Below are 14,120 nucleotides of genomic sequence, written 5' to 3' on the forward strand. Positions count from 1 at the left end.
ACTCGCCAGTCTAGCCATGAAAGTTGTACTCTAGCTCTCCTGCTCGATGACCGATTGGGAGAACTCTTTAAAGGTCTTAGTATTTTTTTGGAGTGCTTTGCTGATTGAGCCTCCGGCAGCCATAATACCCATTTCGCGGTTTATTTTCCATTGATAATCTAGGCGACTAAATAGTCTTTGCATCAATTCCAGGAGACTTTGATGATATTTGAGTCCGACGTGATAGCCTTCGTGTTCTTGACAGAAGCACTTTTCCATCCAATCGAGGGCTTCTTTGGTTTCCATGCCAAATAGAGGCGATTTCAAGAGTTTGTAGTAAAAGACCATTAGCATGGGGTCATCGTAGACGCAGCGACCGGGTAACACTCCAGAAAGACCGCTCAAAAGGTTGCGTTGCGCCATATAAATCGCTAAACCAGATACAAATTTCTCGTAAGCAGTTGGCTTCGGGAAATCCTTATACATATCTTTGGCGATAGTTTGGGAAATCGTGGTATGAAAAGCTTCGTCTAATAAGTGGTAGTAAGAGACAGCTGTTGGGGTGGGGATATACTCGCCTTTTTGCTCTAACTCTCGGAAATATCTGACATAAGGATATTCTTGGTTTTTGAGAATCGCATTAGCCGTATAACGCAGAGAATAATACTGACACGCCATAAACGGCGACATTCCCCAGTGAACAGTGAAAAACCGTAACCAATGACGTGGTGCGATTCGCCCTCCTAGACCATCTGCTGGTGCGGGGATCGGCTCGCCTCTTTGTTCTAACTCTTGCAAATACTTAGAGTAATACTGTTTTTTATCACTAAGCATCGTCTTAGCGATCGCATTTAAGGCATTGTCTCGGTATTCCGAAAATGTTGAATCACCATGACCTGATGAGGTGAAAAACTCTCGCACAGGATGGGGAATTAAGGGTCTAAGCCAGCTATTACTCTCTTTATCTGATTTGCCATAAAGGGAATTTCCCAATATGGTTTTACCAACTATGGCCATTTTCGTTTTGTAACCAATCTTTTGAAAGGTACGAATGTGGTAACTTTCTTGATCAGTTTCAAAATCGAGTTCGTTACACAGGGTTTCGTAACCACCAAAGGCGCGAAAAACGCCAGATGTTACCATGTTGTAAATGCTTGTAGTGGCTTCGCTAACCGCAGTATGGTTATAGTTGCCAACCCAATAAAGATGATTAAGCGCTAGTTTCTGTGAGGGAGAAATGGCATCGTAGAGAGGCGTTCCATAAAGGAGTGAGAGTTCGGGAGGACTCCAATAATAATTACTGTTACTAGCGTAGTTAAACTCATTACCTAAGTCTCTGAGTTTCTCGGTGTAGTCTGAGTTTGTGTTGTTCTGAAAAGTTTTTTCGATGATTATAGAATGCTTTGTTCCCTGTGCTTCTGACAACGTTGAAGCTGAAATTTGGGAATCTAGAGTTTTGTTTCCAAGGATCATAATTTTATCCTGAAAGAGTCACTGAAAATACTGAAATTTTTTACTTTTCTTGAGCTTTAGCACCAAGAATATTAAGATTAACTTTTAGTTTTTAACTGCGAGCTTAAATGCTGAACCAAAGCCTGAACAGTTGGGTAATCATACATGAGGGTTGGATCAATTTCTCTTCCTAGCCAGTCTTCTAGGTCGCCGGTCAAACCAACTGCTGCTGAGGAATCTAAACCATAACGGTCAAATGGGATCGTAACGTCGATTTCGTCTGAATCTACTTCCAGCAAGTTAGCTACATAGGAAACTATCCAAGCCTGAATTTCTGATGCTGTTGGTATTGGCTTGAATGTATCAACTTTGCTAGTCTCCAAAACCGGACTTATGGTGCTCATTTCTAGATTCTGCATTTCCATCGTTTAATCCTTCGCAAGTATTAATGAATATGTATGCTTCCTGCAATAGAATTGCCGCAGGTTCAGCTACGTAACTTTTTTGCCTCAATCATCTTTGCTGTAGGAATATTGACATTCCAGATCAGGCCAAAAAACTCTAGAAAACGGATAAACCAAGTACCTGGGTCAATTTGCCACCACTCAAATCCAGCAATGGCTGAGTTAGGAAAAGCATGATGGTTGTTGTGCCACGACTGTCCGCAACTGAAGATAGCCAACAATATGTTGTTTGTACTGTGGTCATGACTATCAAAGGGGCGATCGCCATAGAGATGGCAAATCGAGTTGGTACTTGAAATAATTTGCTGTCCGAGGAAAACTCTAACCAGCCCTCCCCATAAGAAACCTTGAAAACTACCTATCCATGTCCATGTCAATATCCCTCCTAGAAGAGTGGGGATAATAAGACCTAAAATTACCCAAATGTAGTGTAGTTGGTTAACTTTACTAATTACAGGATCTTGAAGTAGGTCTTTGGGAATCTTTAAATACCAAAGTAATCCAATTGCTACTACAGTTTTTAAACAAGGAATCAAGAATGTAGCTAAGGCTAACCGCCTGTAAATAGTTTGTAGGTAATCACTTGCGATTGTGATCTTCTGCCCTTGATGCACTCTCAAAAGAAGCTTCTCTTGAGAGATGTTATCTGGCTGTGTTGACATTAGTTAGTCTGTTCTTGGATAGTGTGATTCTTATTCATATCTGTTTACCAGCTGTGAGTTGTTCTAAAATAGAATCGACATCAGCTTGCAGATTCATAAACTTAGATTTATTTTGAGGATTCTCGCTCCAATCCTCTACAACATCTAAACTTCCAGAGAGAAACACAGTTCGACAAGCTAGACGGCGAATCTTACCACTGGAAGTTTTAGGAATACTTCCACTCTTGACGAGTACTGTAGCGCAAACCTCCAGCCCGTGATTTGCTACTACTGCTTCTCTAATACTTGCGATCACTTCTGGGACGTTTAACTTTCGCAAGTAACTGCGCTCTACTTCCTGAACAACAACTAGTCGCTCTAAACCCTTGAAATCAATGGAAAATGCGGCTCCACAACCGCGTCTCAGGGCTGGATGGCTATTCTCAACACTCAGTTCAATATCTTGGGGATAATGATTTTGCCCACGAATTATAATTACATCTTTGATGCGTCCTGTAATAAACAGTTCCCCATCTTGTAAAAATCCGAGATCGCCGGTGCGAAGAAATGGGCCTGACGCTGAGCGATCGCTAATATCTGTATCTGCTAGATATGCACGGAAGGCTGTCTGTGTCTCCTCATCTCGATTCCAGTAACCTTGAGCAATACTTGGCCCAGCTACCCAGATTTCCCCGACTTGCTCAGGAGTACAGAGGGTTAAAGATTCGGGGTTGACAATAATTACCTTTTGCTCTGGATAACTTTGTCCACAACCAATAATTGTCTGGGTATCTGTCTGAGCATTGTTAACCTTGACAATTCGGTTTTGCTCTAGTGCTGCTTTGTCTATATTGCAGGCGATTGGTAGAGCTGTTTTTTCACCCCCAGTTACCAGAAGAGTTGTTTCTGCCATGCCGTAGCAGGGGTAGAATGCTTCTTTACGAAAGCCACAAGGCGCAAAAGTAGAGGCAAACTGTTCCAATGTCTCGGCACGGACAGTTTCAGCTCCAGTAAAAGCAACCTCCCAACTGCTGAGGTCTAGATTTGCCAGTTGTTCGGGTGTAACTTTGCGTGTACATAAGTCGTAAGCAAAATTTGGCCCACCGCTAGTAGTACCTTTATGGCGCGTTATAGCTTCCAGCCAGCGGATAGGCTTTTGTAAAAAGTCCGCAGGCGATATCAGTGCTACAGAAAAACCACCATATAGAGGTTGAAGTATGCCGCCAATCAATCCCATATCGTGGTATGGAGGTAGCCAAATCACGCCTTGGCTATCGGGTGTATGTCCAAAACATCTGTGGATCACATCTGAGTTGTGCATCAGGTTGCCATGACTCACCATGACGCCCTTGGGATTACCCGTAGAACCAGAGGTGTACTGGAGGAAAGCTAAGCTCTCGCTATTTAACTCTGGTTGTTGCCATGCATTGCTCAAATCAGTGTTCAACTCATCTGTCGCCAACCAATGCAATCCAGCCAGTTCTAGACTTCCTTGACTGGAGGCAGACTGGAGGTTGTTCAACAATGTCGTAGAAGTCAGGAGTACCTTTGCTTGAGCATCTGCGGCTATAGTCTGCAACCTAGACAGTTTTTGATTTCGTCTGGGTGGGTAAGCAGGAACAGCGACAACACCGGCATATAAACATCCAAAGAAGGCAGCAATATAATCTAGACCAGGCTGATAAAGGAGTAAGGCACGTTCACCAGAGACATTTAGAGACTGAAGAGTGGCTGCGATCGCCTGCGCCTGGATATGTAACTCTTGATAAGTCAGCGATTCTGCTTCTGTGTCTCTATAGTGCAAAAAAGTATAAGCTTTCTGTTCCGGTTGATTTTGTGCTCTGTAACTCAGTAATTCAACTAATGTTGAGAAATGGTACTCGTTGATCAAATTGGAATAAGTACTCATCTAATGCACCTCTATGGCATTACAGTTATCCCTACAAGATGGAGTTGCCTACCTAGTCTGATGACAAAGCAATGCAACTATCTCGAAACTAGATACCCTATCTCGATCTATTGTTTGAATTTGATATACTACTTACAAATTGTGACTTAGTAGGCAATACTTAGTCAGGTACTATCTAAGCAAACCGCTAAATTACATATCTATAGCCGGAATAATGATAATTTGCAGCCTTGAAAATAGATTGATATTCCTATAAGGTTTTAACTACATCAATTCTGCTACTTGTAAATATCAAAATATTGGGTATTGGTGAGTTACAGTCTCAATCCAGATGTAGAGACACGATATACTGTTCTTCTACAAGAGTTGTGACATCAAACCAAATCACTTTCATCCTCTAAATCAGCAATACCAAATAAATATTGAACCCCAAATTATGATTGATAGATCAGACTAAATTAGTTTGATCATCAGTGCTGCGTTGGATCTGATTTCATCTTTGAATGATTTTTAACACAGATACTACAAACCTGAGCAAATTTACTCCGTGGGTTTAGGAGTGGTGGAATTTGCTCTCAAGCTTCTTGGTACTATGATGAAAATTTTTATGACACTGTAGAAAGCCGAACCTGCTAATCAGGTACTTTCTATACGTTGTGTTTACCTCAATGGATCACTCATCATTTGATATTTTCGCCAAAGTAGAATGATTCCTAACTTTCATAAGACTCTTAAGAAAATTCAGAAGTATTTAACACTACTTGATTTATACAGTATTTGAAAGTTGTTTTCCATCACTTATCCTTTGCTAAAAGTAGCAATTCCTTCTTTTTGTCTCTGATCAGGCTGATTTCGATGCTTTCTTCTCCAAGCGTGGGGAGTTGTTTTGTGATGTTGGCGAAACTGGCGGAAGAAATGAGCCACATTTTGATAGCCTATTTTCACAGAAATCATTTCTACTGTTTCGTCAGTTTTCAGTAGCAAGGTACGAGCCGCTGTCATCCGGTACTCAATAATCCAGTTTTGGACAGTTTGTCCTGTTTGACGTCTCACTAGATTGGTGAGGTAAGTTGAAGAGTAACCAACTTTAAGAGCTACGTCGCTAAGGGTAATTTGGTGGTGATAATTTTCCTCAATAAAGCCAAAGACTTCGTCCAACAATGAGTTTGACGGAAATGTAGACTTAAGAGTTGTTGGTTCTAGAATGTCAGCTAGTAAGGGTTTTGTAAATGGTTGAAACTGATGAATCTCACAGGCAGCGTAATACTGTTTGAGAATGGTTCTTTTTTCCAAACAGGCTGCGATCGCATTTAATAATTCTTCTACAGTACAGGGTTTAGTAAGATAGTCATCTGCTCCCAATTCCATACCTTTACGAATCTCATACCGAGCTTCTTTAGTAGTTACAAAAATCAAGGGGATCATTGCTGTAGAAGGGTTTTGGCGCAGCATGGTTAAGACACTATAACCATCCAATTTGAGAAGCGAAATTTCACTTATGATCAAATCAGGTAGCTCTTGCTGTGCCTGTTGAAAACCAACAAGACCGTTTTCAGCGTCTATCGTACAGAAACCTTCTGCTTTCAAGCATTTTAGGAAAAAATTTTTGGTTTCTACTTCAGGTTCAATTACCAAAATTTTTTTTCCATTTAAAAATCTTCTATTTATCATGGTAAGTAAGAGTTGTGTGGACTCGTCAATGGCCTTACTTTCTACCAAACGTCCTCATTGGTATTAATTTCACTTAAAACCATTTTTGTAAAGCTCTATTGACTCGTTCTAATTCTCATTATTTGGTATTAGAGGCTACCAAAAAATAAATCATCCAATCTTAATTTGTAGGGTATCTTAACGTACCACTGTGGGGAAGCAAGCTAGGCGTAGCGTACCGTAGGCGCGACGCACCATCTTGACTAATGTCTCACGCTGCGTTGGTCAGAGGTATAACGCAATGCCAGTTGCTACTACAAGTTGGATATTTTTTTAATTGGAAGTCATCTAATGAGAATTGGCTATGATGAAAAATCTCATTTGAAAGTAGATCTCAAGACTTTTGGTAAAAAGTCAGCAGCAAAATAAAACTGCGAGAAGCCTTCTATAGTTAATATTTATCCCTCCTTAGCTTCTATAACAATCAGAATCTCCTTAGAAGCATAGATTAGGATTTTGATCAAGGAAGATTGCACATTATGTGTTATTGGCTTGAGTAATTCTATTCCTCATGTAACCTGCACTCCTGTCATTGGTGTTGATGATATTGAACGTCACCATAGAAATACTTTCCTTGTTGAATTAAAGGTTTGTACCACAAGGGCAAACTTATTTATCTAACCAAGTCACCAGAGAACACTATGGAGTATCAAGAGTTACTAAATATCAGTAATTGAATTATTGCTTAGGCGTAGGCTACTGATTGTATCTATACCCAAAATTCATGCTGATATAAACAATAACGGAACATACACAAAAGCTTGGTATTCGTTAATTTAGCAAAAACAAACTTTTTCCATTGTGCTGGAATTATATTTTGTTAGCGCTTTTTAGAAAAGCCACTTTTAACAATACAGTTATTTTGATAATAATGCAACACCCTTACCGTAATCTTACGGGTTATTAAAAAAGATCGGGTTTTTACCCTATACAAAAAGCATCATTTATTTATCATAATTTTTCAGATATCTTTTGAAAATGTTAATTTCACTATGCTCCCTACACTGATAAGTCTCTATCTGTCTAACTTTCGGCTTTTTTGTTATTAGAAAGTCTCGTTCTTATTATCAAATTTTCGAGATAGTTTTTTCTTGTTCAATAAGTAAAAATAATAATATTATTATTCTCATCTATCTAAGGACATATAAACTATTAATCTTATAAGCAATTAAGAATACAAAGATACGCAATTAGATAAAGATTCTGTAAAGTAGAAGCAGGATAATTAAGCTAATATCAACATATCAGCTTAATAAAGGTAGTTTGGGAGAATCAAATAGTAGGGACATACTTCCAGAAAACCTTAATGTAGTGTTGAAAAATCATAATTTATATACTGCTCTTTTTTTCAACCCCTAAGCTATATTTGCCGGAATGGAAATTGCTACCTATTTAAATTAACTGGCAAGTACACATATTACTATTCAAATTAACTGGCAAGTACACATATTGCTATTTTAGAAAATTAACCAGTAAACTGATATTGGTAAATTTCTGAGTGATGAATAAGCTTAATTTAAGCAATACTCCCCCGCTTTCTGGCTTCTTTATAGGAAGTTCCGACATTTTTTAAACCAGCTTTAATCATTTGTTGTTCTAGGAGAGCAAAGAAACGTGCTTTATCTCCACCTTTGACTACGGCTTGATTATGGGCTTCAGCGATCGCTACGGGGTAGCCATATCCTTTTTGCACTTGTGCCAGCATCAGTCCTAGTGCTTGGTCAAACATGGTTGTATTTTCCGCTACCCATGCAGGAATTTCTATCCGGGCAATTTCTGTACCAACGTGGACATAGCAAAAGTAAATAGTTTGATCACCGTAAAGTTCGAGAATAGGAGTATTGCTACGCCACAGAGTGCCACGTTGTCCGGGTTTAAGTCTGGTTGCCCAAAGAGATGTATCTCGCAACTGCTCAAAAACTTTACAAGGTACTTTTTCTAACTGATTTGGGCAATAGCTTTTACAGTCTGGCACTGGATGGATACAAGCTAACAAACGCAAAAAATTCATACCTTCGATGTTACGAGAGGCACTGAGATAACCCATCAAAGGAATTTCGGCATTACGCATCTGCTGCCACGCTTCTAAGATGGGGGGTAAGATGCGATCGCGTGCATCATTAGGTAACTGTTCCAAAAACCAGTAAATTAAAGAACCGTCCACCATCGCCAGCGCTGGTGCTTCTCCCTTCGCCTCACACGCAAGTTCTGCTAACACCGTTGTTTCGGAGGCAGTACGGCGGAAACTCATCCATTCCTCGGTTCTAATGCCCCATTGTCGAGACATGTATAAATCTTCGGAGCGATAAAATACCTCTGGTAAACTATCGAGTAGGGGATGGCGATTTTGACCGTAGTGCAATACTATTCTGCCAATATTCAGGAGATAACAGTAAGCAATTTCGTGGTGATTAGGGGCAATTTGCGAACCATCGGTAGCAATGACAGTGTGTATCTTAGGAGGAACTGGGATATCAATGCAAGTTTCTAGCGGTTCAATGGGTGTAGCATTAGCAAAGAGAATGCGATCGCGCCATTTTTCTTGGCGATCAATTAAATCTTGTTGACATTCGTAGGCATTTTTTAGATGTTGTTGCGCCAATTCTAAACGCTGGCGACTGGCAGCAGCTTCTAAGGTAAGATGCTGACTTAAACCCTGCATTTGCCGCGCTAGTTTCGTAAGATCAAGCATAGGTTTTCAGATTTTATTCTCCCCACTAAAGCTGTTGATAATTTAACGCTCTTTTTCAATACCAAGCAGAAAAATCTTTAGCGAACTGAGACAGTGATAATAGCTGAATTCGCGGATCATTTTGGGCAGCTTCCCTTTCTGCTTGGGTATTATAGCCCCAATCTGCAAGGAAGAGTTTCACATCTTCAAGGTCTGTTTGCTGTTGAACTAACTGCAATGTTTTAAGTCTGTCTTCTACAAACCATACATTAACAGCCTTTTCGTCTGCTGCTTGGATTAATTCGCGTAAAATTTCGTATTTAGGACGCTTGACTTCTTTACCAAAAATTGCTTTTGGCGGTAAGTTTACCCCTTCTTGCTGCAATAACTGCTGTACAAAACGCCCTTCTTTGGTAGTGACGATGTATACCTTTGCACTAGCAACAGTCAACTTAAGTTTTTCTAGCACACCCGGATAAAATCTATGCAGACTCAGCCAACCTTCTAAATCTGTGGTAATCCATTGATCGCGCAGATTGTCTAGTTTTGCACTAATATCTCTTGCTTGTAGGTTGTCATCTAACAAAATCTGTGGGGCGATAGTTACCCATTCCTGAAGAATTTTTTCATCAGGAATACCTTCCATTAACGCTTTAATTAAAACAGGCATTTCCCAACCAGTTTCAATTACAGGTCGTAGGCGATAGAATCTCAAAGCTAAATCATCTGGTGGTGTATCATTAGCAGGCGACCAAATTTGATAGTAGGTGCGCCACGCCACCTCAAAATATTCAATTAGTCCGTCGCAAATTACTCCATCAAAGTCTAGGGCTAAAATTGTCGGGCTACTTGTTATCATTGTTTTGAGGATTAAACTGCTGTTGCCAGCTTACTCGATCCGGGAATTATTTTTCTGTATAAAAATATCTTAATATATCAATTTCAGTAATTAAATATTATTAGCTATTATTTGAAAATTATCATTTAGCATAATATGCGATCGCAATACGAGCCACAGATTTTTTCTGCTGTAATTAAATATTTCGATGTGGAAGAAGAATTTTTATGTGAAATATCTAATAAAGTTATAATTGAAACTTCTCTAAATCAGATTTCTTGGGAAAATCTTCAAATTCCAGAAATCATAGTCTCTGGAATGAAAATTAATGGTTTTCCTAATCTCAAAAAAGAGACTTACAAGAATTTCATCTTGAGCAACAATCAACCTTACTTATTAACTCCATATATAAAAAATCAGCAAGTTACTCTGATTTCTAAAGAAGAGTTTGTCAAAGTTTTAGATGAGCCTGATTATCGGTGGTCTATTATTTATGGATTGACTCGACCAGGCTTTTCTGAGGATTTTTCACAGGCATTAATTCAGATAACTGCCCATTGTCCAGCAGGGCCATCCCAGTATGGAAGTCTACTATATCTGGAAAGAACTGATGAGCAATGGAAAGTCAATTCATTTTATGGTCTGTATAATCAATAGACAAATTTTGATTATCTCCAATTTATTTTTGATTAACACTTGGGATCAAAATCCCATGTCTAGGACTAAATAATAATGCCAATAAAAATAATCCTGATACTACTAAAACGATCGCAGGGCCAGAAGGTAAATTATAAAAGTAGCTAAGATACATACCGCTGATACTAGAAAAGACACCAATTACCGCCCCCAAAATCATTACTTCATGAAGACGTTTAACTAATAGATAAGCGGTTGCACCTGGTGTAATCAAAAGTGATAGCACTAAGATGACACCGACGGCTTTCATACTGGCGACAATTGTTAAAGCAATCAGCACCATCAATCCAAAGTTGAGCCGATTGACTGGCAAACCTGCGGCTTGAGCGCCTAAAGGATCAAAGGTGTAAAATAAAAGTTCTTTATATAATAAAATAACGACTATTAAAACAATCGCAGCGATGATTGCAGTGTCTCGCACTTCGTCAACGGTAACGCCGAGAATATTACCGAAAAGGAAGTGATTGAGGTCAATTTTATTATCTTTTTGAACTACAGTAATTAAGGTGATACCAAGGGCAAAAAATGCTGAAAAAACTATGCCCATTGCTGCATCTTCTTTAATCGGCGATCGCGTTCTAATCCAGGCGATCGCCATTGTACTCAAAACCCCGGCAATAAATGCCCCAATAAATATATTTCCTCCCACCATAAAGGCGATCGCTAATCCTGGTAAAACTGAGTGACTGATAGCATCACCAAGTAAAGCTAGGCGCTGCACCATTAAGTAGCTGCCTACAACGGCACACAGTAAGCCAACTAAAATAGCAATCACTAGCGATCGCTGCATAAAGCCATACTGTAAAGGCTCAATTAATGCTTGTAGCATAAACTGTCTTTCATGACGAATTACGAATTACGTTAGCGCAGCGGGGCGTAGCCCATTACGAATTATTTAAGCGGCATCAGAAAAGTACATTACTTTACCACCATAAGCTTGATACAGATTTGGTTCTGTGAGTACTTGTTGGCGTGAACCTGTGGCGACTAATTCACGATTTAGTAATATTAAATCATCAAAGTGGGTAATTGATTCGCCTAAATCATGGTTGACTACTAGCACGATTTTGTTAGCGGCAGCGAGTTCATGAAAGACTTCAAAAACCACTGATTGAGTTTTTTGATCGATACCGACTAAAGGCTCATCAAAACAGAAAATTTCTGCTTGTTGTGTTAACGCACGGGCTAAAAATACCCGTTGCTGTTGTCCTCCAGAGAGTTGTCCAATGGGGCGATCGCGGTATTCACTCATCCCAACCCTTTCAAGAGCGTCTTTTGCTACCTGGCGGCTAACTGTCGAAAAGCTACGCAACCACCCTGTTTTTTTCACCCGTCCCATCATCACTACATCCCAGACGGTGGCGGGGTAAGTCCAGTCAATTTGGCTGCGCTGTGGCACATAAGCTACTTTCTCTAATTGCTGCATCAAAGGTTTACCCTGATACAGCGCCATACCACTGCTAACGGGAACCAAGCCCAACATTGCTTTCATCAATGTACTTTTGCCAGCACCATTTGGGCCAAAAATTCCCGTCAGTCTTCCTGGTTTGACAGTACAGTTAACGTCCCTTAAAGCTTCTTGTGTACGATAGTGTACCCCCAGATGAGCAATATTAATTGCTGCTGTTGAACTCATATCAATAGGTTTGACAACTTTTGCAGGCAATTTCCCTATATTTGCCTGAGATAAGCTAAATTTCGGGGAAATAGAGACGTTTTTCATAAGTCTGCTTAAATATTCATTTCTTGAGCTTACTATAAAAATGAGAGAAATATGAAAAAATCTATAAATAGAGGTAATGTTCAAGATAAATGAAACTAATACTTAAGATAGACAGTTCTAATACTCACAGCAAAGCACCAGCTAGCAGGATGAAGAGAAAAGCCTTTTTTGCGCTGATTTTTAGACTTTGCTTGGGAATGCTTTTGCCTCTGGCTTTATTCAGTTGTACCCAAAACGACTCTAATCCCGATACTGCCAAGGGAGATAGAAAACCGCGAGTAGTTGCAACAAGCACGATTATTGCTGATTTGACACAAGAGGTTGCAGGAGACGAAATTCAACTGTCTGGAATTCTCAAACCGGGAACTGATCCGCATGTTTACGAACCAGTACCAGCAGATAGTAGGGTTTTAGAAGAAGCTGACTTGATTTTGTACAACGGATACAATCTGGAACCAGGACTAATTAAGTTAATGAAAGCCTCTGGTGGTAAAGCGCGTCAGTTAGCTGTGGGGGAAGTTGTCAAACCTTTGCAGTTAGAAAAAGGCAAAGGCGAAGTTGTGCCAGATCCGCACGTTTGGGGTAGTGCAGAAAATGCGATCGCAATGGTGAATGCGACACGGGATGCTTTGATTAAGTTATCACCTGAAGATCAAGAGCAATTTACGCAGAATGCATTGCAACTTACTAATGAATTAAAGCAGTTGCATAGCTGGATTAATCAACAGATTCAAACTATTCCCGCTCCTCAACGCAAACTTGTAACAACCCATGATGCATTTCAATATTATGCACGTGCTTATGGCATAGCGATCGCAGGGACTTTAATTGGCATTAGTACCGAAGAACAACCTAGTGCTCAAACAGTCCAACGCTTGGTAGAGTCAATTAAAAAGATTGGCGTTCCGGCAATTTTTGCCGAAACCACAATCAACCCAGCTTTAATTAAAACCGTGGCTCAAGAAGCAGGCGTAAAATTAGCGCCACATCCACTTTATTCTGACTCTATTGGTGCTAAGGGTAGTGATGGTGATTCTTACATCAAAATGATGGAGGCAAATACCCGCAGTATTGTAGAAGCATTAGGGGGAAAATATACACCCTTTAAATCAGTAAACAGTAAACAGTAAACAGTTATCAGGGGGTATGGTGGGGGATTTAAACCCGCCAGATAGCGCTTGCCACTAATCGGCTTTGGGTTATTAGTTTTCAGTTGAAAGTACTTGTCCCCTTAGTGGTTCTCCTTAAGCCCAATTATCTTGACTGATAACTGTTAAACCGCAGAAGTAAATCGAGCAGCAATGTTGGGGAGATAAAGGACGAAGTTTTTTACTGACAGTCCATTGTTAAGAGCGGAGCCGGAGATGCTCCGCTTCCGGTAAAGATTCATCATTATACTTTTTGCAAAAATACAGTTATGAGGAATTTGGAACTACAAATAGCCTGTAGTTTAATTCTGACCAAATTGATTTTTGTCAAGATATTTGTTCGTTAATTTTGATTTATTGACTATGATTTATCTCCAAAGTAAGAGATGATTTATAAATGTTTGATTTTATATCTAACTTAAGACATGTAACTTTTAGATTTATTCTCAAACTCTCTCTAGAGAAAGAACTATAAGTATCTTTAATTTTTTAAAATACCATTTAGTAGAGAGCAGATTTTTTAGTTGAAAAAGCCATGACTGATAATAATCAAGAAAGTCAAATTAATCAACCAGTCAGTGAAGATACTCATTTACGACCAGAGCCTAACGTGAAGGAAAGAAATTTAACTGCGAATCCGGGAGATGTAATCTCTGATGAACCTCAATCAGTTGAAGAAAAGGCTAAGCAGGTTGCTGTTGATTCACCAGACATTACAGGCGATCACATCACAGTACCAACTTACTTTGTTGTAGATGAACCCGATGGAGAAAAAAAGGCGCTTCACCATGTTAAAGATGCTGAAGAAATTTCTGATGTGATTAGAGAAGCACGAGTTGACGAAAATGGAAACCGGGTTTGGTGGTAATAACTAGAGCTAGTTAAGCGG

12 protein-coding genes are annotated in these 14,120 nt (G+C 39.6%); 3 read left to right on the top strand and 9 right to left on the bottom strand.

What is annotated here, in order from left to right; genetic code table 11:
- Positions 1–30 precede the first annotated feature (30 nt).
- From FNW02_RS28385 to FNW02_RS28415, 7 genes are all read right to left on the bottom strand, one after another.
- Entirely contained in the window at positions 31–1,452 is a 1,422-nt protein-coding gene (locus tag FNW02_RS28385; protein WP_191760811.1) for a hypothetical protein, read from the bottom strand.
- 77 nt (positions 1,453–1,529) lie between these two features.
- Positions 1,530–1,835, bottom strand: a complete 306-nt coding sequence (locus FNW02_RS28390) for an acyl carrier protein (RefSeq protein WP_225225958.1) — start codon at positions 1,833–1,835, stop codon at positions 1,530–1,532.
- A gap of 83 nt (positions 1,836–1,918) precedes the next feature.
- Positions 1,919–2,557: a fatty acid desaturase gene (locus FNW02_RS28395; RefSeq protein WP_191760813.1), complete on the bottom strand. Its 639-nt coding sequence runs from the start codon at positions 2,555–2,557 to the stop codon at positions 1,919–1,921.
- Positions 2,558–2,591: 34 nt separating this feature from the next.
- Positions 2,592–4,445, bottom strand: a complete 1,854-nt coding sequence (locus FNW02_RS28400) for a fatty acyl-AMP ligase (RefSeq protein ID WP_191760814.1) — start codon at positions 4,443–4,445, stop codon at positions 2,592–2,594.
- A gap of 798 nt (positions 4,446–5,243) precedes the next feature.
- Positions 5,244–6,080 carry a response regulator transcription factor gene (locus FNW02_RS28405; RefSeq protein WP_348535462.1) on the bottom strand — a complete coding sequence of 279 codons (837 nt, stop codon included), beginning with the start codon at positions 6,078–6,080 and terminating at the stop codon, positions 5,244–5,246.
- 1,591 nt (positions 6,081–7,671) lie between these two features.
- A complete protein-coding gene (locus FNW02_RS28410; RefSeq protein ID WP_191760816.1) occupies positions 7,672–8,847 on the bottom strand; it encodes a DNA double-strand break repair nuclease NurA in 1,176 nt (391 codons plus the stop codon).
- A gap of 55 nt (positions 8,848–8,902) precedes the next feature.
- Positions 8,903–9,685, bottom strand: coding sequence for an HAD family hydrolase (locus FNW02_RS28415; protein ID WP_191760817.1), 783 nt, complete (start codon positions 9,683–9,685; stop codon positions 8,903–8,905).
- Between the two features lie 135 nt (positions 9,686–9,820).
- On the opposite strand from FNW02_RS28415, the gene FNW02_RS28420 reads away from it, so the two are divergent.
- A complete protein-coding gene (locus FNW02_RS28420) occupies positions 9,821–10,321 on the top strand; it encodes a hypothetical protein (protein WP_191760818.1) in 501 nt (166 codons plus the stop codon).
- A gap of 22 nt (positions 10,322–10,343) precedes the next feature.
- On the opposite strand, the gene FNW02_RS28425 is transcribed toward FNW02_RS28420, so the two are convergent.
- A complete protein-coding gene (locus tag FNW02_RS28425; protein ID WP_191760819.1) occupies positions 10,344–11,189 on the bottom strand; it encodes a metal ABC transporter permease in 846 nt (281 codons plus the stop codon).
- Positions 11,190–11,255: 66 nt separating this feature from the next.
- Positions 11,256–12,083: a metal ABC transporter ATP-binding protein gene (locus tag FNW02_RS28430; protein ID WP_191760820.1), complete on the bottom strand. Its 828-nt coding sequence runs from the start codon at positions 12,081–12,083 to the stop codon at positions 11,256–11,258.
- 149 nt (positions 12,084–12,232) lie between these two features.
- Here FNW02_RS28430 and FNW02_RS28435 point away from each other — a divergent pair, with 149 nt between their 5' ends.
- Positions 12,233–13,213, top strand: a complete 981-nt coding sequence (locus tag FNW02_RS28435) for a metal ABC transporter substrate-binding protein (RefSeq protein ID WP_225225960.1) — start codon at positions 12,233–12,235, stop codon at positions 13,211–13,213.
- Positions 13,214–13,766: 553 nt separating this feature from the next.
- Entirely contained in the window at positions 13,767–14,099 is a 333-nt protein-coding gene (locus FNW02_RS28440) for a hypothetical protein (protein ID WP_191760822.1), read from the top strand.
- Positions 14,100–14,120 lie beyond the last annotated feature (21 nt).

This window comes from Komarekiella delphini-convector SJRDD-AB1, assembly GCF_014831675.1.
Classification (GTDB): Bacteria; Cyanobacteriota; Cyanobacteriia; order Cyanobacteriales; family Nostocaceae; genus Komarekiella.